Here is a 24,231-nt window from a genome sequence, read left to right as displayed (position 1 = left end):
GACTCCTTTCATATCTATTTTTTAATCATTTTATCGGCCACTTCAAGTTCAATATGAAGTGCTTCTATATCTCTTCCTAAAACTTGCTGTAAATCATTCGTTAATTGCTTTTGCAGTTCAGTCAGCGTAACTCGAGTTTGGCTTAATGTCATTTCAAGCTCATGGCTACGATTCGGCTGATTATACAGCAGTGCATATTTCTCAGTTAATTCAACAACAGAATCCAAACTCTCAAAATAAAACCGCTGTGCATCATAAAACCGGTTCGGTTCCTTTTTTGTTATCGTATAGATGCGTCGTGCAAGCCGAAGAATTTCATAATTATGCTTGATCGTCTGTACGTTCTTCACAGCAAATAAAGCTTTCTTCAAACGAACCAGCTTTTGCCCAGCTTCTTTTAAGTGCTGTTTAATATATACATAATCACTGCGAGACAGTCCGTGTTTCTTCAAAAACAACTGGAAGGCAGCCCATCGGCTTCCTGCAAACATCACACCCCACCCAATCATCGCATACAGTATCGACAATCCAACATGATGATGGAAAACACCAATACTGACAGTTAAAATCACCAGCGAAAAAAGAGTAGAGAGAACGGCCCATACAAATGTGTAAAAAATTGATTTCATGTTCATCGACTCCTATGAATAATCAGGCTCTCTGTTTATCTTATTATTTATTACGGTTGATGTCCAAACTAAGTTCCAAAAAACAGGCCCAATCCCTGATTGCCCATAAAAAAAGACCAACTAATGGTCTATGAATACAAAGGCGGCGTATGAAGATTTTTAAGCTTTCTTACATAATCAGCATAACTAGGATCCGAGGTTGATGTAGAAATTAACTTCCGTTCACAATCTCGGCATAAAAACTGATGATATAAATAAATTCCCTTTGTTTTTTTCTCTTCACAAATCAAACAAATTGCTTCTCGCTCTTTTTTGCTCATTGTGACACCTCCACTTATAGCTTCAGTATGCCCTAGCGCTTTCAATTGTATACAAAATTAAGAATGTTTTAGATGATAGTTTAGTATATGTATCCATGCCAGATCGAGTGTTTGTTCCTTTTTTAAAACACAAAAAAGACCAGTTCCGACTGGAACTGATCCTTTGAAAAGCTTGGCGGCGTCCTACTCTCACAGGGGGAAACCCCCAACTACCATCGGCGCTGAAGAGCTTAACTTCCGTGTTCGGTATGGGAACGGGTGTGACCTCTTCGCTATCGCCACCAAACCTGATGGAGAGAATGTTCTCTCAAAACTAGATAACAATGTTCATTTTTCACATTAGAATATAGGTTAAGTCCTCGATCTATTAGTATCTGTCAGCTCCACGTGTCACCACGCTTCCACCTCAGACCTATCAACCTGATCATCTTTCAGGGATCTTACTTCCTTGCGGAATGGGAAATCTCATCTTGAGGGGGGCTTCATGCTTAGATGCTTTCAGCACTTATCCCGTCCGCACATAGCTACCCAGCGATGCCCTTGGCAGAACAACTGGTACACCAGCGGTGCGTCCATCCCGGTCCTCTCGTACTAAGGACAGCTCCTCTCAAATTTCCTGCGCCCGCGACGGATAGGGACCGAACTGTCTCACGACGTTCTGAACCCAGCTCGCGTACCGCTTTAATGGGCGAACAGCCCAACCCTTGGGACCGACTACAGCCCCAGGATGCGATGAGCCGACATCGAGGTGCCAAACCTCCCCGTCGATGTGGACTCTTGGGGGAGATAAGCCTGTTATCCCCGGGGTAGCTTTTATCCGTTGAGCGATGGCCCTTCCATGCGGAACCACCGGATCACTAAGCCCGACTTTCGTCCCTGCTCGACTTGTAGGTCTCGCAGTCAAGCTCCCTTGTGCCTTTACACTCTGCGAATGATTTCCAACCATTCTGAGGGAACCTTTGGGCGCCTCCGTTACATTTTAGGAGGCGACCGCCCCAGTCAAACTGCCCACCTGACACTGTCTCCCTGCCCGATAAGGGCAGCGGGTTAGAAGGTCAATACAGCCAGGGTAGTATCCCACCGATGCCTCCACCGAAGCTAGCGCTCCGGTTTCCAAGGCTCCTACCTATCCTGTACAAGCTGTACCAACATTCAATATCAGGCTGCAGTAAAGCTCCACGGGGTCTTTCCGTCCTGTCGCGGGTAACCTGCATCTTCACAGGTACTATAATTTCACCGAGTCTCTCGTTGAGACAGTGCCCAGATCGTTGCGCCTTTCGTGCGGGTCGGAACTTACCCGACAAGGAATTTCGCTACCTTAGGACCGTTATAGTTACGGCCGCCGTTTACTGGGGCTTCAATTCGCACCTTCGCTTACGCTAAGCGCTCCTCTTAACCTTCCAGCACCGGGCAGGCGTCAGCCCCTATACTTCGCCTTACGGCTTCGCAGAGACCTGTGTTTTTGCTAAACAGTCGCCTGGGCCTATTCACTGCGGCTTCTCGGGGCTTTAACACCCTAAGAAGCACCCCTTCTCCCGAAGTTACGGGGTCATTTTGCCGAGTTCCTTAACGAGAGTTCTCTCGATCACCTTAGGATTCTCTCCTCGCCTACCTGTGTCGGTTTGCGGTACGGGCACCTCTCACCTCGCTAGAGGCTTTTCTTGGCAGTGTGGAATCAGGAACTTCGCTACTAAATTTCGCTCGCCATCACAGCTCAGCCTTCACGGGAAACGGATTTGCCTATTTCCCAGCCTAACTGCTTGGACGCGGATATCCAATACCGCGCTTACCCTATCCTCCTGCGTCCCCCCATTGCTCAAATGGTGAGGAGGTGGTACAGGAATATCAACCTGTTGTCCATCGCCTACGCCTTTCGGCCTCGGCTTAGGTCCCGACTAACCCTGAGCGGACGAGCCTTCCTCAGGAAACCTTAGGCATTCGGTGGACGGGATTCTCACCCGTCTTTCGCTACTCATACCGGCATTCTCACTTCTAAGCGCTCCACCAGTCCTTCCGGTCTGACTTCACTGCACTTAGAACGCTCTCCTACCACTGTTCGTAAGAACAGTCCGCAGCTTCGGTGATACGTTTAGCCCCGGTACATTTTCGGCGCAGAGTCACTCGACCAGTGAGCTATTACGCACTCTTTAAATGGTGGCTGCTTCTAAGCCAACATCCTGGTTGTCTAAGCAACTCCACATCCTTTTCCACTTAACGTATACTTTGGGACCTTAGCTGGCGGTCTGGGCTGTTTCCCTTTCGACTACGGATCTTATCACTCGCAGTCTGACTCCCAAGGATAAGTCATCGGCATTCGGAGTTTGACTGAATTCGGTAACCCGGTAGGGGCCCCTAGTCCAATCAGTGCTCTACCTCCGAGACTCTTACCTTGAGGCTAGCCCTAAAGCTATTTCGGAGAGAACCAGCTATCTCCAGGTTCGATTGGCATTTCACCCCTACCCACACCTCATCCCCGCACTTTTCAACGTGCGTGGGTTCGGGCCTCCATTCAGTGTTACCTGAACTTCACCCTGGACATGGGTAGATCACCTGGTTTCGGGTCTACGACCACGTACTCATGCGCCCTATTCAGACTCGCTTTCGCTGCGGCTCCGCATCTTCTGCTTAACCTTGCACGGGATCGTAACTCGCCGGTTCATTCTACAAAAGGCACGCCATCACCCGTTAACGGGCTCTGACTACTTGTAGGCACACGGTTTCAGGATCTATTTCACTCCCCTTCCGGGGTGCTTTTCACCTTTCCCTCACGGTACTGGTTCACTATCGGTCACTAGGGAGTATTTAGCCTTGGGAGATGGTCCTCCCGGATTCCGACGGAATTTCACGTGTTCCGCCGTACTCAGGATCCACTCTGGAGAGAACAACATTTCAGTTACAGGGCTGTTACCTTCTTTGGCGGGCCTTTCCAGACCTCTTCGCTTATATCGTTCCTTTGTAACTCCGTATAGAGTGTCCTACAACCCCAAGAGGCAAGCCTCTTGGTTTGGGCTGTTCCCGTTTCGCTCGCCGCTACTCAGGGAATCGCATTTGCTTTCTCTTCCTCCGGGTACTTAGATGTTTCAGTTCCCCGGGTATGCCTTCTCATACTCTATGTATTCAAGTATGGATACTACTCCATTACGAGCAGTGGGTTTCCCCATTCGGAAATCTCCGGATCAAAGCTTGCTTACAGCTCCCCGAAGCATATCGGTGTTCGTCCCGTCCTTCATCGGCTCCTAGTGCCAAGGCATCCACCGTGCGCCCTTTCTAACTTAACCATTTCTTACTTTAGAAAGAATCACTATGTGTGATGAACTTTGCATTGCATTCAATGTGAATGTATTACTTATTGTTATCTAGTTTTCAAAGAACACGTTGGTGGAGCCTAGCGGGATCGAACCGCTGACCTCCTGCGTGCAAGGCAGGCGCTCTCCCAGCTGAGCTAAGGCCCCGATTTAATAGAAGATGGTGGGCCTGAGTGGACTCGAACCACCGACCTCACGCTTATCAGGCGTGCGCTCTAACCAGCTGAGCTACAGGCCCATCTTTCATATCGAAGATATGATGTTGTAGGATCTTTTGCAAGTTCCTTCAAAACTAAACAAGACGAAAAACGTACGCTGCTCCATATATCCTTAGAAAGGAGGTGATCCAGCCGCACCTTCCGATACGGCTACCTTGTTACGACTTCACCCCAATCATCTGCCCCACCTTCGGCGGCTGGCTCCATAAAGGTTACCTCACCGACTTCGGGTGTTGCAAACTCTCGTGGTGTGACGGGCGGTGTGTACAAGGCCCGGGAACGTATTCACCGCGGCATGCTGATCCGCGATTACTAGCGATTCCAGCTTCACGCAGTCGAGTTGCAGACTGCGATCCGAACTGAGAACAGATTTGTGGGATTGGCTAAACCTTGCGGTCTCGCAGCCCTTTGTTCTGTCCATTGTAGCACGTGTGTAGCCCAGGTCATAAGGGGCATGATGATTTGACGTCATCCCCACCTTCCTCCGGTTTGTCACCGGCAGTCACCTTAGAGTGCCCAACTGAATGCTGGCAACTAAGATCAAGGGTTGCGCTCGTTGCGGGACTTAACCCAACATCTCACGACACGAGCTGACGACAACCATGCACCACCTGTCACTCTGTCCCCGAAGGGAAAGCCCTATCTCTAGGGTTGTCAGAGGATGTCAAGACCTGGTAAGGTTCTTCGCGTTGCTTCGAATTAAACCACATGCTCCACCGCTTGTGCGGGCCCCCGTCAATTCCTTTGAGTTTCAGTCTTGCGACCGTACTCCCCAGGCGGAGTGCTTAATGCGTTAGCTGCAGCACTAAGGGGCGGAAACCCCCTAACACTTAGCACTCATCGTTTACGGCGTGGACTACCAGGGTATCTAATCCTGTTCGCTCCCCACGCTTTCGCTCCTCAGCGTCAGTTACAGACCAGAGAGTCGCCTTCGCCACTGGTGTTCCTCCACATCTCTACGCATTTCACCGCTACACGTGGAATTCCACTCTCCTCTTCTGCACTCAAGTTTCCCAGTTTCCAATGACCCTCCCCGGTTGAGCCGGGGGCTTTCACATCAGACTTAAGAAACCGCCTGCGAGCCCTTTACGCCCAATAATTCCGGACAACGCTTGCCACCTACGTATTACCGCGGCTGCTGGCACGTAGTTAGCCGTGGCTTTCTGGTTAGGTACCGTCAAGGTGCAAGCAGTTACTCTTGCACTTGTTCTTCCCTAACAACAGAGCTTTACGATCCGAAAACCTTCATCACTCACGCGGCGTTGCTCCGTCAGACTTTCGTCCATTGCGGAAGATTCCCTACTGCTGCCTCCCGTAGGAGTCTGGGCCGTGTCTCAGTCCCAGTGTGGCCGATCACCCTCTCAGGTCGGCTACGCATCGTCGCCTTGGTGAGCCGTTACCTCACCAACTAGCTAATGCGCCGCGGGTCCATCTGTAAGTGACAGCCGAAACCGTCTTTCATCCTTGAACCATGCGGTTCAAGGAACTATCCGGTATTAGCTCCGGTTTCCCGGAGTTATCCCAGTCTTACAGGCAGGTTACCCACGTGTTACTCACCCGTCCGCCGCTAACATCCGGGAGCAAGCTCCCTTCTGTCCGCTCGACTTGCATGTATTAGGCACGCCGCCAGCGTTCGTCCTGAGCCAGGATCAAACTCTCCGAAAAAGTACAAAACCGAAGTTTTGTTTTTCGTCAGTGTTTGACTGACTACCTATGATGTATCATAGGATTTTTTTATAAAAACTCGAATTAACAGGTACGTTTTGTCTTGTTTAGTTTTCAAAGAACTTGTTTACCGCTTCAGAAGCGACTAGAACATCTTATCACATCCAAGTTGTTAGTGTCAACAACTTTTTTGCTATTATGTTTTTTCGTTTCTTCGTCATCAGCGACGTATATTAATTTACCACCATATATAATCAAAGTCAACAATATTTTGCATTAAATAATAAACTTTTCAATTACGACTAAAGCTGCTACACCTGGAATGCCCAACAAACCACTAATTCCGCTCGTTACAGGGTTAATGGAAACATGAAGCCCTAAACTCTCGCCGAATAAATTGAGACAAAATAAAAAAAGAGCGCCTGCGACAAATTTTATTCCGATAAGCCCTAACCATTTGAATGGATTTGCTTGAACACCCGACATAAACAACAATAAAACAGCTAACAAAATTGAACCAATCACAATAACAGGTTCCATAATCCTCTCATCTCCTCTTCATATGAATAGTACAAGCATATGAGAGGATTATGGAAAATAGACCTGCTATCTCCAGTTGTTTAAACGTAAATTTCTCTTTTTCGCTTCTCTCAGATAGAAAAAGTACTTCGCTTGAGCAAGCTTTAATTCGAATAGAATGTCCGGTGAAGGCTCAACGCTATTTGCGACAAGCTTTTTTTGTCTGTTCCATTCTTCCTTTTGCTTAAAAAGCTGTTGAATTAATATCTCATCGAATTCTTTTCGAATTGATTTTCTGCGAAGAAAACCCATGTACCGTACTTCTCCTTCCTACATCTCACGTCTGCCTTCTAGAGCCTTAGAAAGTGTGACTTCATCCGCATACTCTAAATCTCCACCTACTGGGAGTCCGTGAGCAATGCGAGAGAGTTTAATTCCTGATGGTTTCAACAATCTAGAGATATACATGGCTGTCGCTTCTCCCTCAATGTTTGGGTTGGTTGCAAGAATGACCTCTGTGACTTGATCGTCTTGCAATCTTTTTAATAGGTCAGGAATTTTAATATCCTCTGGCCCAATTCCGTCCATTGGTGAAATAGCACCATGAAGCACATGATATAAGCCGTTGTATTCTTTCATTTTTTCCATTGCGATCACATCTTTTGGATCCTGCACGACACAGATCACAGATTGATCTCTTCTTGTATCTTCACAAATATAGCAAGGATCCTGATCGGTGATATGTCCGCAAACAGAACAATAAGTTAAATTACGCTTTGCATTAACAAGTGCCTTCGCAAAATCCAGCACGACATCTTCTTGCATACTAAGAACAAAAAAAGCCAGACGGACCGCAGTTTTAGGTCCGATTCCTGGCAATTTCATAAAGCTATCAATCAGCTTTGATATTGGTTCAGGATATTGCATCTTCAGTTATTCCTCCTAGAATAAACCTGGCATGTTCATTCCTTTTGTGAATTGACCCATTGTTTCATTTGTTAGTTCATCAACTTTTTTCAATGCATCATTTGTTGCTGCAAGTACAAGATCTTGAAGCATATCGATGTCTTCAGGATCAACAACTTCTTCATTAATCGCCACATCAACGACTTCTTTTTGTCCATTTACTTTTACAGTGACCATGCCGCCACCTGCCGTACCCTCAAGGACTTTTTCTGCAAGCTCTTCTTGAGCCTTAGCCATATCCTTCTGCATTTTTTGCATTTGTTTCATCATTTTTTGCATATTTCCCATTCCACCGCGCATATGAACACCACTCTCTTTCAAATTGTTAATCTTTAATTTCAATTAAATCGGTTCCTACTAACTTCTTTGCTTCTGCAATTAATGGATCTTCTTCAGCAGAAGCTGCCTGACCATCTGCTTGTTCTTCAGGCTGATGATCTCTTAAAAATTCTTCTCTTATTTTACCCCATTGAGCGTCAGGAACGCCAACTAATTCCACTCTTTTTCCTAGCATAGATTCTAGCAGTTGCTCAAGATTGGTTCGAACACCACTTTTATCTTCAGCCACCATCTTACAATGTATTTCAAATTTGAATTTTAAAACAAAGGCATGAGTTGCCGCCGCAACTGGTTCACTATCTGTTAATAGCGCAGCGTGAGATACCTTATTTTGCTGTTTTAATTGGGCAAGAAGCTCTCCCCATTTGCCTTTTATTTTTTCTAGCTCCGGCCGCTTCGCTTCTTTTAAAATCTCATGAATTCGACCGACAGGTGCACGATAACCATTTTTATTACTCGTTTGAGGTCGAGGTGCTTCCGTTTTTGCTTGAGGACTCTGAGACTGAGTCATTGGAACACCCTCAGCTTTTAGCCTAGATAGCTCCTGTTCCAGCCTGTCTATTTTATTCGTTAACGCTGTTAGGTCGGAATCAGCCGGAGATGATACAGCACCAGCCGTTGACTGACAGAGCTTAACCACAGCTACTTCAAAGAAAATTCTAGGATGGTTTGTCCATTTCATTTCCTGATGGCTTTTATTCAGCACTTCAATCGTTTCATAAAGAAACTGAGGTGCCACACGTTCTGAAAGAGCCACAAACTTATCGTCGACTTTGACTTTTTCAAGGACACCTTCAAGATCCGGTGCTGTTTTGTAAAGAAGCATATCTCTAAAGTAGAAGATCATATCCTCTATTAATTTTGCGGCATCTTTCCCCTGTTGAAGCAATTCATTTAACGTATCCAGCGCTATCGCAATATTTTGCTCAAAAATGGCTTCAGCAAGCTGACTAATGAAATGCTGAGATACAGCACCTGTAATGAGCAGTGCATCATCAATTGTGAGCTGTTCACCACTAAATGAGATCGCTTGGTCAAGGAGACTGAGTGCGTCACGCATGCCTCCATCTGCCGCACTAGCAATAATCTCGAGTGAACCCTCTTGTATATTTAGGCTTTCTGCATCTACAATTTTCTCCATTCGTCCAACAATATCTTTTGTCGTGATCCGTTTAAAATCAAATCTCTGACATCTTGATATGATGGTAAGAGGAATCTTATGAGGCTCTGTGGTAGCCAAAATAAAGATACAATGAGCAGGTGGTTCCTCTAGCGTTTTAAGAAGTGCATTAAATGCCCCGATAGAGAGCATATGTACCTCATCTATAATATAAACCTTATATGTAACCGCTGAAGGAGCAAATTTCACTTTATCACGTATATCCCGAATTTCATCTACCCCGTTATTTGAGGCAGCATCTATTTCAATCACGTCTGAAATCGAACCGGTCGTAATCCCTCTACAGGCATCACACTCATTACACGGCTCACTAACAGGTGACTTTTCACAGTTCACTGCTTTCGCAAAAATCTTGGCAGCACTTGTTTTACCTGTTCCTCTAGGACCTGAAAATAAGTAAGCATGAGAAAACTTTTTCTGCAAAAGGGCATTTTGCAACGTTTTTGTGATGTGTTCTTGTCCAACAACATCCTCAAAAACTTGAGGTCTGAACACTCGGTATAAAGCTTGATAACTCACAAATACGCCCTCCTCCATTTATCATCATGTTCATTATACATGATGCAACGATCAATTCAAAAGTACACCTTTATTTTCTAATAAACGAAAAAGAGCATTTCCTTTAAAGACTTATTACTTTTCTTGATTAAAAAACGTGTTTTCTTGCTCTCTGAAAATGCCTGCCAGATCAACAAGAACATTCGTTCCCTTTATAGATTGCTTCAAAAATACCTCACCCGAAAATGGCTTTTTTGCTATTTGTATAAACAAAGCAACCGATATATTCTTTCAATAGCAACAAAAAACTCACCTAGATAAACTAGATGAGTTACATTTAATATTGATTTACCGTGCACCTTCTGTCGATTCGCTACCCCAAGCGTTACTTAAACAGTTAGCTCGGCCCAGGCAACCCTGCGGCACATGAGAGGTTTCACTTAATGCTGCTTCCTTCCGGACCTGACATGGTTCATGAATTCCCATTGCGCAGGACCCAGACGTCAACACCACTTATTTAAGGCAGACCTTGAAGTAAACGAACCTTGAGAAGGGATTCGGCCTCGCTAGAGCGGATTGCGAGTACAGGGCACCGCTACCTCCCCGCTTAGCACGGCAAAATGAATATTAAATTGTTGGTGACGCAGACATAAGTATACCTTCTAAGTGATAAAATTGCAAACGACATCCATTCATTTACTTTTCGCTTGCTTCTTCCGCTGACGGAGGTCTCGAAAGAACTGACTTAACAGCTCACCACACTCATTTTCAAGCACACCGCCAATGACTTCAGACTGATGATTGAACCGCTCATCGTCCAATAAATTCATTAAAGTACCAGCACATCCACCTTTAGGATCATAGGCACCAAAAACGACCTTTTTCACTCTTGAAAGTACAATAGCGCCTGCACACATTGGGCACGGTTCGAGTGTCACATAAAGTACAGCATCTTCTAAACGCCAGCTACCAGTCATTTTACACGCTTCATCAATAGCAAGTAATTCCGCATGAGCAATTGATCGCTGTTCACTTTCCCTTAAATTGTGAGCACGGCTTACAATTTGATCATCAACAACGATGACGGCACCGATTGGAACTTCTCCTATTTGTTTTGCTTTCAAAGCTTCAGAAATAGCTTCTTGCATAAACTGTTCATCTTTCGTCATAGCACGGCTCTCTTTTCATGTTTTTTTAAAGGATATTGAGGTTAACATATTATCACAATCTTTTAAAGGGGGTCTTGATTTGCCAAAACAACAAAAGGCACTGCTTATTATTGACATGATCAATAATTTTGATTTCGAAATGGGACATGTGCTCGCTGAAAAAACAGAGCAAATGACCAATAAAATTTTAGCCCTTAAACAACACGCTTTCAAGAAAAATTGGCCAATTATCTATATCAACGACCACTATGGACTCTGGAAGGCTGATATCAAAGCTGTTATGGAAACATGTAAAAACGAAAGAAGTGCCCCTATTTTAGAGCAAATGGCACCATCTAAAGATGATTACTTCTTAATTAAACCTAAGTACTCTGCCTTTTACGGAACAGCACTAGAGACACTCCTAAATGAATTAGGTGTGCAAGAACTTATTTTAACTGGAATTGCCGGAAACATCTGTGTCCTATTCACTGCAAATGACGCTTACATGCGAGAGTACAACCTCACTGTACCTAAAGATTGTATTGCTTCAAATGATGATAGGGACAACGAGTACGCTTTAACGATGATGGAGAACGTTCTTCTCGCCAAAATCACAACCACTAAAGAGATCACGGATGAAAATCAAACATGATTTATCCATCACCCTCATAAATTGTTAGCAATAACAAAGGGGGCGTTGACCATTCAAATTTATGTTGTCAAAAGAGGAGATACGTTAAATGAGATTGCCATGCGTTTTAAAACAACGGTAAATGAAATCATTCGGACCAACGACATCGAAACACCAAATCAACTAGTCGTTGGACAAACAATTGTCATCCCTATTAGAGGTCAATTTTATGAGGTCAAACAAAATGATACACTTTATCAAATTGGAAGAAGATTTCAAATTTCGGTAGAAGAATTGGCACGTGTGAATCGGATTCGACCTGAAGCTATATTGCCTATTCGCTTCTTGCTTTATATTCCACAAAGACCGAAAAGAAATATTAATTCTAATGCTTATATAGAACCACGCGGAAACCAAGTCAGCGAAAATTTAAAGCAAGCAGCCAGAGAGGCATCTCCATACTTAACACATCTCGGCGCTTTTAGTTTTCAAGCGCAAAGAGACGGAACACTTCGCGAGCCACCATTAGATCAATTGCCTCAGATTGCCGCTCAAAGCAGAACGGTTTTATCCATGGTAGTCACAAATCTAGAGAATGATAAATTTAGTGATGAACTCGGGCGAATCCTTTTAACAAATCAATCTGTCAAAACGACATTATTAAATGAAATCGTCCGCGTTGCTCAAAAGTATCAATTAAAAGAAATCCATTTTGACTTTGAATATTTACGCCCTGTTGATAAAGAAGCCTACCTTCAATTTTTAAGAGAAGCAACAACTCGTTTTCATCAACAGGGTTGGACTATTTCTGTGGCACTCGCTCCTAAAACAAGCAGTGAACAGAAAGGAAAATGGTATGAGGCGCATGACTATGAAGCAATTGGAAAGATTGTTGATCATGTTGTGCTAATGACTTATGAGTGGGGCTACAGCGGCGGGCCTGCACAAGCCGTCTCTCCGATCGGCCCTGTCCGCCAAGTCATTGAATATGCACTGACTGTCATACCTGCCAATAAAATTGTGATGGGGCAGAATTTATATGGATATGATTGGACACTCCCTTATGTTCAAGGAGGCCCTATCGCCAAAGCCGTCAGCCCTCAACAAGCGATCGCCATTGCTAGAGAGAATAATGTATCCATTTTATATGACGAAACAGCACAAGCACCTTATTTCCGTTATACAGATGCTAACAACAAAGAACACGAGGTTTGGTTTGAAGATGCAAGATCCATTCAAGCCAAATTTAATCTCATTAAAGAGTTAAACCTAAATGGAATTGCTTACTGGAAATTAGGTCTATCCTTCCCACAAAACTGGTTGTTGTTATCAGATCAATTTAATATTGAAAAAAGAACGACATCGTAATTCATACGCTCTATCTCTCAGAAGGGGTATGGTACAATATACATTGGTTTGACAACTTTATAGATAGAGGAGAACGCCTATGTATCCTGCCCCTTTTATTGCAGTGGAAGGCCCAATTGGAGCCGGAAAAACAACCTTGGCTACAATGCTTTCAAAGGAATTTCAATTTCCTTTAGTAAAAGAAATTGTAGAAGAAAATCCATTCTTAGATAAATTTTATGAAGATATGGAACAATGGAGCTTTCAGCTTGAGATGTTCTTTCTATGCAATCGGTTTAAACAGTTAGAATCTATTGTAGAGAATTATGTCAAAAAACAGCAGCCGATTGTCACTGATTATCATGTCTATAAAAATATGATCTTTGCAGAAAGAACCTTATCTAAAAAGCACATGGATAAATACAGAAAGATCTATCACTTGCTGACAGATGATCTTCCTAAACCAAATGCCATGATCTATATAAAAGCCAGCCTTCCCACCTTACTTGATAGAATAAAGATGAGAGGCCGATCTTTTGAAGAAGACATTGATCCAGCTTATTTAAAAACCCTGATTGAAGATTATGAGTTAGCCATCGAGCATTTAAAACAAACTGACCCAGGTCTTCCTATCATTACAATTGAAGGCGATCATACAGACTTCGTTTCCTCACAGCAAGATTACCAGCAAATTGTACAGAACATAAAGGAGCAAGTACTATGAAAAATATTGAAATACCAAAGGATGCTGTCATTACAATTGCAGGGACAGTTGGTGTCGGAAAATCGACCATGACGAAAACAATAGCGGACAAGCTAGGGTTTCAAACTTCTCTCGAAAAAGTAGATGATAATCCATACTTAGAGCCTTTTTATTCAGATTTCCAAAGATGGAGCTTTCATTTACAGGTCTATTTTCTAGCTGAACGTTTTAAGGAGCAGAAACGAATCTTCGAGTCTGGTGGAGGTTATGTACAAGATCGGTCCATTTATGAGGACACTGGTATTTTTGCTAAAATGCACGCAGACAAAGGTACCATGTCAGAGGTAGACTATGAAACGTATACGAGTCTATTTGAGGCGATGGTGATGACACCTTACTTCCCTCACCCAGATGTCCTTATCTACTTACATGGGGATTTAGATCATATATTACATCGTATTGAAGAGCGCGGGAGAGAGATGGAAACTCAAACCGATCGAGCATATTGGGAAGAAATGTACACTCGATATACAGAATGGATTGAACAATTTGATCTGTGCCCTGTGATTAAAATTAACATTGAAGATTATGACTTACTTCATGATGAAAGCTCACTTGATCCAATTCTTCATGAAATTGCTTCTGTTATTCAAAAAAATCGCTCTAACACAAAATAAAAAAAACCGCTGCATTTCTCGAATGCAGCGGTTTGACAATTTCCAATTTTTATGCGTTTCAATTCAACTAAGGTAAAATCAATATGGCGGAGGAAGAGGGATTCGAACCCCCGCGGGCTTTGACACCCCTGTCGGTTTTCAAGACCGATCCCTTCAGCCGGACTTGGGTATTCCTCCGTATTGACAAGAATTAATATATCATATCATCTTATTTTAAGTCAACATCTTTTCGAAAAAATTTTCAACATTTGATTTTGGTATGATGTTTAGCCTATAAAAAGATTCATCTCTTCTTTAAAATCATTTAATGACTCAATTATCTTTGTAAAGTCTGTCACTTGTTTAGCTTGTTCGTTTGTTGAACTGCTGATTTGTGAGATATTTTCAGATAAAGTGCCAATGCTGTCTTGGATTTCTTTTAAAAATGCATTAATGGTTTCAGCTGCTTCCTTTGATCCATCTGATAACTTTCGTACCTCGTCTGCAACAACAGCAAAGCCTTTTCCATTTTCACCTGCTCTTGCCGCTTCAATTGCAGCATTGAGTCCTAACAGGTTTGTTTGTCTCGCAATACCGCCAATGGTTTTGACGACTTCTTCAATGTTTGCGGATTTCTCTTCTGCTCTTCCGGCCTGCTCACTAATTTCTAAGCTTGTCGCAGCCAGTTCTTGAGAATGAGCAGCAATTTGCTCGATTCCACCTTGTAATTCTTTCGCTACTTTATTGATATGTTCCATATAGCCGCTTAATTTCTTCTCACGATGATGTGAAAAAGCCACTAAAAAAGAGCCAATCACTTTTCTATCTTCATCAAAAATCGGATAACCTTTTACAGCAATTTCATAACCATATAAAGACTCTGGCAAATGCCCATCATATTCTTGTCCTCTTAATGTCGTCGCCACGTTTTGGTCCTCTGGGTTTAAAGCGTCCCCTACTTTAATGCCAAAATCTACTGTGGTCGATGGATAATAGCAAAGTACCTTTTCCGTATCAGTGATGCCGAAAAGGACACTTTCATCTAGAACTTTTCTGAGTAATTGAGCCATTTCAACATAATAGTCAAGCCTATTCAAGGTTATTCCTTCTTTCCTAGATGCTTTTAGTTCTTTTATCGGCTTATTTTAGAAAAGCTGTAGAAGTTTAGGTAAAAAGAATAAGATGCCATGACGGCATCTTATTTTATCACTTCTTTATTTCCCATATAAGGACGTAACACCTCAGGAATGATCACTGTTCCATCCTCTTGTTGATAGTTTTCTAAAATGGCTGCAACAGTTCTTCCTACTGCTAAACCAGATCCATTTAATGTGTGGACGTGTTCTGGCTTTGCTTTAGGCTCAGGGCGGAAACGAATGTTTGCTCGTCTCGCTTGGAACGCTTCAAAGTTACTACAAGAAGAAATTTCACGATACGTATTTTGGCTCGGAATCCACACTTCGATATCGTATTTCTTCGCAGCCGTAAAGCCTAAATCTCCTGTACACATGCTCATGACACGGTATGGCAGGTTCAATAATTGAAGAACTTTCTCTGCTTGGTTTGTTAGTTTCTCTAATTCTTCATAAGAATCTTCTGGTCTGACAAATTTCACAAGCTCTACTTTGTTAAATTGGTGCTGACGGATGAGTCCGCGCGTATCTCTGCCAGCAGAACCAGCTTCTGATCTAAAGCAAGCACTAAACGCTGCATAATTGATTGGCAGCTGCTCTCCTTCAAGAATTTCATCACGGTGCATGTTCGTAATTGGCACTTCAGCCGTTGGAATGAGGAAATAATCTTCTTCTCGAATTTTAAAAGCATCCTCTTCAAACTTTGGAAGCTGTCCAGTTCCTGTCATGCTTGCTCTGTTGACCATATAAGGTGGTAGTACTTCAGTAAAACCAAATTCATCTACGTGTAAATCCAGCATAAAGTTATAAAGTGCACGCTCTAACCGTGCGCCTAGCCCTTTATAAAAAACGAAACGGCTTCCTGTCACTTTTCCTGCACGTTCAAAATCCAAAATCTTCAGCTCATCGGCTACATCCCAATGCGGCTTTGGTTCAAATGAGAAGGCTGGCTGTTCGCCCCATTTTCTCACTTCAATGTTGTCATCTTCTGTTTCACCGACTGGTACAGAGTCATGAGGGATGTTTGGAATTGAGAATAGGATGGTTTGCAGGCTTTCCTCTACTGTTCTTAATTCATCATCTAACTTCTTAATCTCATCGCCTACCTCACGCATTTCTTGAATAATGTGATCAGCGTCTTTCTTTTCTCTTTTTAGAACAGCCACTTGCTGTGATACTTCATTTCTTCGGCTCTTTAATACTTCCGTTTTGCCGATTAATTCTCTTCTTTTTTGATCCAGCTCACCAAACTTATCAAAATCCGCTAAATCTTCGCCTCGATGGGCTAATTTTTCTTTGATTTGATCAAAATCCGTGCGCAGTTGTTTAATATCCAGCATGTGTAACACTCCTTTTTTATCGAAAAATAAAAAGAGCCCTCATCCCATGAAAGGGACGAGAGCTCTCGCGTTGCCACCCTGATTGAAAACACGCCAAAAGCATGCTTTCCTCTTTCCTCTGTAACGGCATCACCGTAAATGCTTACTTCATGTTTCAGCATTTCGCTCAAGGATGGATTCAGAATGCATCTTTCACCGATTCTCACCAACCATCGGCTCTCTGAGAAAGAGGGGCTTCTTACTATTTCCCGTCAACGCTTTTTCGATCTTTGATTGTGATTTTAATGTACTATAAGTTTTATCTCTTTTCAACCGTTTTATACAACAAGCTTCGTTTTATAGGACTCCACCATCTCAACAAACAGCTGTGTTAACCGATGGTCGTCCGTCAGCTCTGGATGAAAAGAACAACCTAAGATATTGTCTTCTTTCGCCATCACAATCCTGCCGTCATACTCAGCCATGACCTCTACGCTCTCATCTGCGCTGATGATATGAGGCGCACGGATGAACACTCCTGTAAACGGCGCATCCAGTCCTTTCACTTCTACATCTGCTTCAAAGCTGTCTACCTGTCTGCCAAACGAATTACGTGCAACAGATACATTTAACAGTCCAAGATGAGCATCTTCTCGATCTTCTATATGCTTTGCCAGCATAATCAAACCGGCACAAGTCCCAAATATCGGTTTACCTTGAGCAGCGAACGCTTTAATCGGTTCAATGAATTGGTACGTATCCATGAGTCTTCTCATCGTCGTACTTTCACCACCAGGGATAATGAGACCGTCAACAATTTCTAACTCCTCTACCCGCTTGATGATCTTTCCCGCTGCGCCACAAGCTTCAATCGATTGAATATGCTCTCTCACCGCTCCTTGAAGCCCTAGTACACCAATTGTTAGCATGTTCGTTTGCGCTCCCTTAATTACCAGCCACGCTCTTGCATACGCTCTTCTGGCAATAGATTTGAAATTTCAATTCCTTTCATCGCTGTTCCAAGCTCTTTAGAAAGCTCTGCAATTAGACGGTAATCTGTGAAATGAGTCGTTGCTTCTACAATTGCTTTTGCAAACTTAGCTGGATTGTCTGATTTGAAGATACCAGAGCCGACAAATACACCATCTGCTCCAAGCTGCATCATTAGTGCTGCATCTGCTGGTGTTGCAACACCTCCAGCAGCAAAGTTTACAACTGGCAATTTGCCATCTTTTTTAATTTGAAGCAATAATTCATAAGGTGCGCCCAGATTCTTGGCTTCTGTCATCAATTCATCTTCACTCATTGCCGACACTTTACGAATTTGAGCATTGACCTTTCTCATATGACGAACAGCTTCTACAATATTTCCTGTACCAGGCTCACCTTTTGTACGCAACATAGATGCACCTTCTGCAATACGACGAGTCGCCTCACCTAGATCACGGCAGCCACATACGAAAGGAACCGTGTATTCATTTTTATTTAAATGGAATTCCTCATCTGCGGGCGTCAGCACTTCACTCTCATCAATATAATCAACACCAAGTGCTTCAAGAACACGAGCTTCCACGATGTGGCCGATACGTGCTTTTGCCATGACTGGAATCGTTACTGCATTTTGTACTTCTTCCACGATTCTTGGGTCTGCCATACGGGCAACACCGCCTGCTGCACGGATATCAGCTGGTACCCGTTCTAGTGCCATCACTGCCACTGCGCCTGCTTCTTCTGCGATTTTTGCCTGCTCAGCATTGACGACATCCATAATGACGCCACCTTTTTGCATTTCTGCCATTCCACGTTTTACTCGTTCAGTTCCCTTATTGCTCACAATTGTTTCCTCCCATTTGTCTATTCGATTGATTCAACACCTTTATCATACAAGCGATAGAGTATAACAATAAAGAGAATAGTATAACAATTCAATTAGCTCATAAAAAAGAAGAAACCCTTATATATCAAGGTTTCATAGTTAAAAAGGCATCATTCCCTCTTTTAAGTGTTATTAACATGTTATAATGCATCTATAACAATTCGAAACCATCTATAACAATTCCACACCCATTGGAGGATTTTCATGCATATTGATATCCATCGACATTCAGATACATCTCTTTCGAATCAGATTTACTTTTCCATCGTTGATCACATTCAATCAGGTCTGCTTCAGCAAGGCGATAAGCTGCCGACTGTACGTGATCTAGCGAAACAGCTAAATGTAAGTCTTGTCACAGCAGCAAAAGCATATACACGGCTTAAGGACGACGGATTTTTAACGACTGTACAAGGGAAAGGTACGTTTGTGAATGAGCAGCATGAGCAAACCGACATCCCGGTTCAATCATCTACTTCTTTCGATTGGCAGTTATCGATCCCAGATTATTTACCAAGGTCTCAATTCGCTCAGTATCACTATGTCGAAGAAGCCATTAATCTTTCTTCCTCTATGATTGATCCTGGTCTTTTACCTAACCGGTATTTAGAAAAAGAAATGCAGCATGTCCTAGCCCGGCATCCTCAAATCATGTCAAAATACGGAGAAATACAAGGTGACCTTCAGCTTCGTCAGGTCATTCAATCATTTCTAGAAAAATTAGATGTCCCTTCTACTCCTGAAAATATCCTTGTCACTAGCGGTTCTCAGCAAGGGCTTGATTTAGTAGCACGTACATTTATCGGGCCGGATGATGTAGTTGTCATGGAGGCGCCCACCTATCCAGGCGCAATTGATGTCTTTATGGGCAGAGGGGCACGAATTATTACGGTTCCCGTCGATCATGAAGGGATGAACATGAAACAGCTTCAAAGCATTTGTGATAAATATAAACCAAAGCTCATCTATACCATTCCTACTTTTCACAGTCCTACAGGTGCTAGTATGTCGATGAAACGAAGAAAACAGCTGCTTTTACTGGCACAAAGCATTGATTGTCTCATTGTAGAGGATGATCCTTATCGTGAGCTTTATTTTGAAAAGAAACCGCCGGCACCCATTAAAAGCCTAGATCACGATGGACACGTCATTTATTTACGAGGATTAAGCAAGACACTGGCTCCAGGATGCAGAATTGGAATTATTACAGCGTCAGGCTCTATATTTAACCGTTTATTAGCTGCAAAAGCCAATAATGATTTAGGGAGCCCGCTTCTCACCCAAAAGGCGATCTTACCGTTTCTCACTTCCAAGAAAATGATCGATCATACGAAAAAATTAAGAACTGCCTTGAAGGTGAGACGCGATTTGATGATGGATGTGTTGACAAAGCATGCGCCAAAGGACGTCACCTGGCAAATCCCACAGGGCGGGCTCAATTTGTGGCTTAGCTTTCCTGCCTGGGTCGATACACGTGCCCTATTACATGAGGCGCGGAAGCAACAAATCACCTTCCTGCCTGGCTCTGTCTGCTATCCTGGGGAGCCGAAGCAGAATTATATACGTCTCAGTTTTTCTTATGTGAATGAAAAGGCACTGACGGAAGGTATGGAAAAGTTATGTGGTATTTTTCAGCAGGCCTTGTCTACACCTCAAAACCACAAACAATCTCTTTTCTTTTAACGATAAAAAAACTGCTCTCACATAAAGAGAGCAGTTTTTTATTAGAACCAACCTTTTACTGTGTCGACGATTCCGCCCCAAATGCCAGCGAAGAATCCACCTACACCACGCATTGCAAGGATGAACCAGTTTGCTTTTTCATCACCTGTTTTCGTCACAAGCTCAACACCTGATTGGTCTTTACTCAAATAGCCGTAGTCCTTCTCATCACCAGAATAAGAAGTCGTCAGCATGCCAACCTTCGTTCCTTTTTTAATAGGAGCTTCTAGGTTCTTTTTATCAATATTTACTTTCGCTTTATAGCTCTTCTCATCACCATTTTTAACCGGTACAGAGAAAGCTTCTTTCGTCACGACGGGTACTTCTTTATCTTTCCCTTTATCGACTTCGATGTTTTCATGTCCCTTGATTTGTTGGCCTTTTTTGTACATTTCTTTCATCGTGAAGTTTTTAAAGGCATAATCGAACAATTTTTTCGCCACATCAAAACGAGCTGTATGAAGATTTCCTTTAGCATTCAGGACAACCGCGATCACACGCATGTCACCACGTTTTGCTGTACCTGTGAAGCTAGAACCAGCTGAATCAGTAGAGCCCGTTTTCAGACCGTCTACGCCTTCATATTCTTTCACAAGTCCTTTAAGCATAAAGTTCCAGTTTGGCATGTCCATTTCGTCATCTGTGCCTTCTCTGAACTTTGTTTTCGCGATGCTTGCTGTTTCAAGAATTTCTGGATGATCTTTGATGAGATGCTGTGCAAGCAAAGCCATATCCTTTGCAGAAACTTCGCTTTCTTCATCAGGTCCCGTACCTTTTGGCTGTTTGCCATGTAAGTCTTTATTTTCTAATCCAGTTGCATTCACGAATTTGTAATTGGTTAAGCCAAGTTCTTTTGCTTTTGCATTCATTTTTTCAACAAACTTTGATTCTGATCCAGCGATTACCTCTGCTAGACCAATTGCTGCTGCATTTGCTGAATAAATAGCCGTTGCTTGATAAAGTTCTTTGACAGTATACGAACCATCTTTTCTCAATGGAACATTGGATAAACTGCGGTCCTGAGAAATTTCGTACACGTAATCATCTGGCGTATATGTTTGATCCCATTTCACTTTGCCTTCAGCAATCGCCTCTAGTAATAGATACTCTGTCATCATCTTTGCCATACTTGCAATAGGCAGTCTTTGTTCTGCGTTTTTACTATAAAGAATTTTACCTGTAGAAGCTTCAATAAGGATAGCTGCTTTCGCATTCACATTGAATGGATCTTCAGCCGCTTTTGCTTTGGACATTGGGGTAAATGTAGTAACAATCAATGCCAATGCAAGGATAGAGACCATAAGCTGTTTCAACATCTTGCTGTTCAATCGTCATACCTCCGTATTCATCTTTTTTCGACGTTTTTCATATATATTTAATCCACAAGGGCTTATTTCGACACAACAGTATAAATTTTATCACAATAAAGACAAAAAAAATAGACAGAGTCATAGACCCTGTCAAATGTAATTTGATTGTCACAATTTATCAAGAAATTGTGTAGTTTGGTGATTCTTTTGTAATTTGTACATCATGTGGATGGCTCTCACGAAGACCTGCACCTGTCATGCGAATGAATTGTGCTTCTTCTCTAAGAGTACGTAAGTCCTGTGTTCCACAGTAGCCCATACCAGAGCGAATACCGCCAACAAGTTGGTAAACAGTGTCAACAACTGGTCCTTTATACGGTGTACGTCCTTCGATACCTTCTGGAACGAATTTTTTATTATCTTCTTGGAAGTAACGATCTTTACTTCCTTTTTCCATTGCAGCAACAGAACCCATACCACGATATACTTTGAAACGTCTGCCTTGGAAAATTTCTGTTTCTCCTGGGCTTTCAGATGTACCAGCAAGAAGGCTTCCCAGCATAACAGCATGTCCACCAGAAGCTAATGCTTTCACGATATCACCTGAATATTTAATTCCACCATCTGCAATAATAGATTTACCATGCTTTCTTGCTTCTGTTGCACAGTCATAAATCGCTGTGATTTGTGGTACACCGACCCCTGCAACAACACGTGTTGTACAAATCGATCCTGGTCCAATACCCACTTTTACAATATCTGCTCCAGCTTCAAACAATGCTTTTGTTGCTTCAGCTGTTGCAACGTTACCAGCAATGATGTTAAGAGAAGGATACGTTTCACGGATTTTCGATACAGTGTCTAGAACACCTTGAGAATGACCGTGTGCTGTATCAATGACGATCACATCAACATTGGCTTCTACTAATTTTTTCACACGAGTCATTGTATCGCCAGTGACACCTACAGCGGCACCAACAATTAAACGGCCATGTGCATCTTTAGAGGAGTTAGGGAATTCAATCACTTTTTCAATATCTTTGATGGTGATGAGACCTTTTAATGTTCCTTCGTCATCTAAAAGAGGTAATTTTTCAATTTTATATTGCTGAAGGATTTTTTCAGCTTCTTCTAATGTTGTTCCAACAGAAGCTGTCACAAGTTCCTCTTTTGTCATCACGTCGCTAATCTTCATTGAATAATCCGAAATAAAACGAAGGTCACGGTTCGTAATAATCCCAACAAGCTTTTGATCTTGTTCGTTATTAACAATCGGTACACCAGAAATACGATATTTACCCATTAAATGTTCTGCATCGAATACTTGATGATCCGGTGTTAAGAAAAATGGATTTGTAATAACACCACGCTCTGAACGTTTTACTTTGTCCACTTGTTCAGCTTGCTGCTCAATAGACATGTTCTTATGGATGATTCCAAGACCACCTTGACGTGCCATTGCAATCGCCATTTGCGATTCCGTCACAGTATCCATTCCTGCACTAATAATTGGAATGTTCAGCTTTAAAGTGCTTGTTAACTCAACTGATAAATTGACATCACGCGGAAGCACCTCAGACTTTGCTGGAACAAGCAACACATCGTCAAACGTCAAACCTTCTTTTGAAAATTTACTTTCCCACATTAGTAAATCCCCCTCTTTTCGGCAAAATATTATATGTAGATTATCAACTAGGAAACAGCATGTCAAGGAAGCAACAAACAGTTGCAATTTTTAGAAAATATAAAGAGAGTTGAGGAAGAAGATGAAAAGTTCAGGATGGAAGGATTTAAAACGTTTTTACTCACTTGAAACTTCCCAAAAGTTTCTATTTCAACAGTACGAGAAACGGAATATTCAGGAGGCAAACCAACAAGCCTATAAAAACTGTGAACGATTTATTTACTTTTTAAAGCACGGTCATACATTTTATGACCAAGCCGCATCAGCTCCGCTTGAACTAAAACCGATTTTATTGTTTTATGGAATGGCACAGCTGTTAAAGGCATGTTTGCTGACAGTGGATCCCGACTATCCTTCTCAAACCTCTGTCTTAGCTCATGGCGTCACCTCAAGAAAAAGAAAGAAGCAACATTATCGTTTTAGTGAGGATGAAGTCAAGATTCAGCGAAACGGATTATGTATGCATGTATTAAAGCACTTATTTCATTTAAATGGTCTTGAAGATGAACGATTTACGATGATCAATCTCCTTTCAAAAATACCTGAAATGGGTCATATTCTTGAGTTTCAAAAACAGCCCGCGACTTTAGTGAAAGTAGAGCAAGCAAATGGCATATTGATTCAAGATCATATTCCCTTGCTCTATAATATGTCTGCCGAACGTTTTATTGAGTATTTTGAGTTCCATACAACTTGGAAGCTTAAGCAACGAGAGGCTAAAAAACTAACATTTGATGTATTTTCAGAAGAAAACCCTGCTCTTGCTACTCATCTTCATTATGATTTAGAAATGAATCAATGGTTCATTCCATCAACGCGAGATGCCTTTTTAGGGATTCCTGAGATCATCAGCCATTACTTGTTAATGTATAACCTCAGTATGATTGCCCGCTACGAAACAGAATGGTGGTACGAGCTTTTATCTCAATATATTAGTGATGATTATGTCATGATTGAACGTTATATGGAGATTGCAGAGGATAAGTTTCCAGCTTATATCATGATGCTGCTAGAAGAAAACACAAAAAAGACCAGTTCCGATTGGAACTGATCCTTTGAA

The 24,231-nt window shown here is 42.4% G+C and carries 19 protein-coding genes, 3 tRNA genes, 3 rRNA genes, 1 other RNA gene, 1 pseudogene and 1 other annotated feature; of the genes and pseudogenes, 6 read left to right on the top strand and 21 right to left on the bottom strand.

Annotation, left to right across the window (positions count from 1 at the left end):
- Positions 1–14 precede the first annotated feature (14 nt).
- The 14 genes from M2353_RS19780 to tadA all read right to left on the bottom strand — a co-directional run bounded on the left by M2353_RS19780 (position 15) and on the right by tadA (position 10,808).
- A complete protein-coding gene (locus M2353_RS19780; protein ID WP_017359333.1) occupies positions 15–629 on the bottom strand; it encodes a 5-bromo-4-chloroindolyl phosphate hydrolysis family protein in 615 nt (204 codons plus the stop codon).
- Between the two features lie 128 nt (positions 630–757).
- Complete coding sequence (locus M2353_RS19775) at positions 758–949, bottom strand: sigma factor G inhibitor Gin (protein ID WP_017359334.1); 192 nt, start codon at positions 947–949, stop codon at positions 758–760.
- A gap of 170 nt (positions 950–1,119) precedes the next feature.
- A 5S ribosomal RNA gene (gene rrf / locus M2353_RS19770) occupies positions 1,120–1,235 on the bottom strand.
- 61 nt (positions 1,236–1,296) lie between these two features.
- Positions 1,297–4,227, bottom strand: a 23S ribosomal RNA gene (locus M2353_RS19765).
- A gap of 98 nt (positions 4,228–4,325) precedes the next feature.
- Positions 4,326–4,401, bottom strand: a tRNA-Ala gene (locus tag M2353_RS19760).
- Positions 4,402–4,415: 14 nt separating this feature from the next.
- Positions 4,416–4,492: transfer RNA gene (locus tag M2353_RS19755), tRNA-Ile, on the bottom strand.
- A 96-nt stretch (positions 4,493–4,588) separates the two neighbouring features.
- A 16S ribosomal RNA gene (locus M2353_RS19750) occupies positions 4,589–6,137 on the bottom strand.
- The 16S, 23S and 5S rRNA genes sit together here with 2 tRNA genes alongside, the layout of an rRNA operon.
- A gap of 276 nt (positions 6,138–6,413) precedes the next feature.
- Entirely contained in the window at positions 6,414–6,677 is a 264-nt protein-coding gene (locus M2353_RS19745) for a pro-sigmaK processing inhibitor BofA family protein (RefSeq protein ID WP_012009068.1), read from the bottom strand.
- Positions 6,678–6,743: 66 nt separating this feature from the next.
- Positions 6,744–6,968, bottom strand: a complete 225-nt coding sequence (locus tag M2353_RS19740) for a YaaL family protein (protein WP_008342008.1) — start codon at positions 6,966–6,968, stop codon at positions 6,744–6,746.
- 18 nt (positions 6,969–6,986) lie between these two features.
- On the bottom strand, positions 6,987–7,583 hold the full coding sequence (gene recR / locus M2353_RS19735) for a recombination protein RecR (protein WP_003218094.1): 597 nt from the start codon (positions 7,581–7,583) through the stop codon (positions 6,987–6,989).
- A gap of 15 nt (positions 7,584–7,598) precedes the next feature.
- Positions 7,599–7,922, bottom strand: coding sequence for a YbaB/EbfC family nucleoid-associated protein (locus M2353_RS19730; RefSeq protein WP_008342011.1), 324 nt, complete (start codon positions 7,920–7,922; stop codon positions 7,599–7,601).
- A 25-nt stretch (positions 7,923–7,947) separates the two neighbouring features.
- A complete protein-coding gene (gene dnaX / locus M2353_RS19725; RefSeq protein ID WP_008342013.1) occupies positions 7,948–9,660 on the bottom strand; it encodes a DNA polymerase III subunit gamma/tau in 1,713 nt (570 codons plus the stop codon).
- A gap of 330 nt (positions 9,661–9,990) precedes the next feature.
- Positions 9,991–10,255: signal recognition particle sRNA large type (ffs, locus tag M2353_RS19720), an RNA gene on the bottom strand.
- Positions 10,256–10,331: 76 nt separating this feature from the next.
- Positions 10,332–10,808, bottom strand: a complete 477-nt coding sequence (gene tadA / locus M2353_RS19715; protein ID WP_008342015.1) for a tRNA adenosine(34) deaminase TadA — start codon at positions 10,806–10,808, stop codon at positions 10,332–10,334.
- A 79-nt stretch (positions 10,809–10,887) separates the two neighbouring features.
- Here tadA and M2353_RS19710 point away from each other — a divergent pair, with 79 nt between their 5' ends.
- The 4 genes from M2353_RS19710 to M2353_RS19695 all read left to right on the top strand — a co-directional run bounded on the left by M2353_RS19710 (position 10,888) and on the right by M2353_RS19695 (position 14,148).
- Entirely contained in the window at positions 10,888–11,442 is a 555-nt protein-coding gene (locus M2353_RS19710) for a cysteine hydrolase family protein (protein ID WP_284725957.1), read from the top strand.
- A 99-nt stretch (positions 11,443–11,541) separates the two neighbouring features.
- Positions 11,542–12,789, top strand: coding sequence for a glycoside hydrolase family 18 protein (locus M2353_RS19705; protein WP_151023375.1), 1,248 nt, complete (start codon positions 11,542–11,544; stop codon positions 12,787–12,789).
- A gap of 79 nt (positions 12,790–12,868) precedes the next feature.
- Positions 12,869–13,492, top strand: a complete 624-nt coding sequence (locus tag M2353_RS19700) for a deoxynucleoside kinase (protein WP_284725956.1) — start codon at positions 12,869–12,871, stop codon at positions 13,490–13,492.
- A complete protein-coding gene (locus tag M2353_RS19695) occupies positions 13,489–14,148 on the top strand; it encodes a deoxynucleoside kinase (RefSeq protein ID WP_024719578.1) in 660 nt (219 codons plus the stop codon). Before M2353_RS19700 ends, M2353_RS19695 begins: the two co-directional genes overlap by 4 nt.
- A gap of 84 nt (positions 14,149–14,232) precedes the next feature.
- Here M2353_RS19695 and M2353_RS19690 read toward each other — a convergent pair.
- From M2353_RS19690 to pdxS, 5 genes and pseudogenes are all read right to left on the bottom strand, one after another.
- Positions 14,233–14,325, bottom strand: a tRNA-Ser gene (locus M2353_RS19690).
- An 89-nt stretch (positions 14,326–14,414) separates the two neighbouring features.
- Positions 14,415–14,726: pseudogene (locus tag M2353_RS20310) on the bottom strand (methyl-accepting chemotaxis protein); the annotation flags it as partial.
- Between the two features lie 599 nt (positions 14,727–15,325).
- Complete coding sequence (serS, locus tag M2353_RS19680; protein ID WP_008342028.1) at positions 15,326–16,600, bottom strand: serine--tRNA ligase; 1,275 nt, start codon at positions 16,598–16,600, stop codon at positions 15,326–15,328.
- A 48-nt stretch (positions 16,601–16,648) separates the two neighbouring features.
- Positions 16,649–16,864, bottom strand: a binding site (T-box leader).
- Between the two features lie 53 nt (positions 16,865–16,917).
- Entirely contained in the window at positions 16,918–17,508 is a 591-nt protein-coding gene (gene pdxT, locus M2353_RS19675; protein ID WP_284725954.1) for a pyridoxal 5'-phosphate synthase glutaminase subunit PdxT, read from the bottom strand.
- Positions 17,509–17,528: 20 nt separating this feature from the next.
- Positions 17,529–18,413 carry a pyridoxal 5'-phosphate synthase lyase subunit PdxS gene (pdxS, locus tag M2353_RS19670; protein WP_041506554.1) on the bottom strand — a complete coding sequence of 295 codons (885 nt, stop codon included), beginning with the start codon at positions 18,411–18,413 and terminating at the stop codon, positions 17,529–17,531.
- A 246-nt stretch (positions 18,414–18,659) separates the two neighbouring features.
- On the opposite strand from pdxS, the gene pdxR reads away from it, so the two are divergent.
- Complete coding sequence (gene pdxR / locus M2353_RS19665; RefSeq protein ID WP_041506555.1) at positions 18,660–20,138, top strand: MocR-like pyridoxine biosynthesis transcription factor PdxR; 1,479 nt, start codon at positions 18,660–18,662, stop codon at positions 20,136–20,138.
- A gap of 41 nt (positions 20,139–20,179) precedes the next feature.
- On the opposite strand, the gene M2353_RS19660 is transcribed toward pdxR, so the two are convergent.
- Together M2353_RS19660 and guaB are read right to left on the bottom strand one after the other, a co-directional pair.
- Complete coding sequence (locus tag M2353_RS19660) at positions 20,180–21,505, bottom strand: D-alanyl-D-alanine carboxypeptidase family protein (protein WP_041506556.1); 1,326 nt, start codon at positions 21,503–21,505, stop codon at positions 20,180–20,182.
- Between the two features lie 160 nt (positions 21,506–21,665).
- Positions 21,666–23,132 (bottom strand): IMP dehydrogenase, encoded by a 1,467-nt coding sequence (guaB, locus tag M2353_RS19655; protein WP_008342039.1) that lies wholly within the window; start codon positions 23,130–23,132, stop codon positions 21,666–21,668.
- Between the two features lie 121 nt (positions 23,133–23,253).
- Between guaB and M2353_RS19650 the strand changes: the two genes are divergently transcribed.
- Positions 23,254–24,222, top strand: coding sequence for a YaaC family protein (locus M2353_RS19650; RefSeq protein ID WP_113767306.1), 969 nt, complete (start codon positions 23,254–23,256; stop codon positions 24,220–24,222).
- Positions 24,223–24,231: the final 9 nt, after the last annotated feature.

It is taken from the genome of Bacillus aerius (assembly GCF_029894105.1).
Classification (GTDB): Bacteria; Bacillota; Bacilli; order Bacillales; family Bacillaceae; genus Bacillus; species Bacillus altitudinis.
Note: the sequence above shows the minus strand (reverse complement) of the source record. Positions and strands in the feature narration are given on the sequence as shown.

What these genes read in the sequence shown, in the direction of transcription:
- M2353_RS19780 (WP_017359333.1), bottom strand. Translation starts at nt 629, where the DNA reads ATGAAATCAATTTTTTACACATTTGTATGGGCCGTTCTCTCTACTCTT.
- M2353_RS19775 (WP_017359334.1), bottom strand. Translation starts at nt 949, where the DNA reads ATGAGCAAAAAAGAGCGAGAAGCAATTTGTTTGATTTGTGAAGAGAAA.
- M2353_RS19745 (WP_012009068.1), bottom strand. Translation starts at nt 6,677, where the DNA reads ATGGAACCTGTTATTGTGATTGGTTCAATTTTGTTAGCTGTTTTATTG.
- M2353_RS19740 (WP_008342008.1), bottom strand. Translation starts at nt 6,968, where the DNA reads ATGGGTTTTCTTCGCAGAAAATCAATTCGAAAAGAATTCGATGAGATA.
- recR (WP_003218094.1), bottom strand. Translation starts at nt 7,583, where the DNA reads ATGCAATATCCTGAACCAATATCAAAGCTGATTGATAGCTTTATGAAA.
- M2353_RS19730 (WP_008342011.1), bottom strand. Translation starts at nt 7,922, where the DNA reads ATGCGCGGTGGAATGGGAAATATGCAAAAAATGATGAAACAAATGCAA.
- tadA (WP_008342015.1), bottom strand. Translation starts at nt 10,808, where the DNA reads ATGACGAAAGATGAACAGTTTATGCAAGAAGCTATTTCTGAAGCTTTG.
- M2353_RS19705 (WP_151023375.1), top strand. Translation starts at nt 11,542, where the DNA reads ATGCGTTTTAAAACAACGGTAAATGAAATCATTCGGACCAACGACATC.
- M2353_RS19700 (WP_284725956.1), top strand. Translation starts at nt 12,869, where the DNA reads ATGTATCCTGCCCCTTTTATTGCAGTGGAAGGCCCAATTGGAGCCGGA.
- M2353_RS19695 (WP_024719578.1), top strand. Translation starts at nt 13,489, where the DNA reads ATGAAAAATATTGAAATACCAAAGGATGCTGTCATTACAATTGCAGGG.
- serS (WP_008342028.1), bottom strand. Translation starts at nt 16,600, where the DNA reads ATGCTGGATATTAAACAACTGCGCACGGATTTTGATCAAATCAAAGAA.
- pdxT (WP_284725954.1), bottom strand. Translation starts at nt 17,508, where the DNA reads ATGCTAACAATTGGTGTACTAGGGCTTCAAGGAGCGGTGAGAGAGCAT.
- pdxR (WP_041506555.1), top strand. Translation starts at nt 18,660, where the DNA reads ATGCATATTGATATCCATCGACATTCAGATACATCTCTTTCGAATCAG.
- guaB (WP_008342039.1), bottom strand. Translation starts at nt 23,132, where the DNA reads ATGTGGGAAAGTAAATTTTCAAAAGAAGGTTTGACGTTTGACGATGTG.
- M2353_RS19650 (WP_113767306.1), top strand. Translation starts at nt 23,254, where the DNA reads ATGAAAAGTTCAGGATGGAAGGATTTAAAACGTTTTTACTCACTTGAA.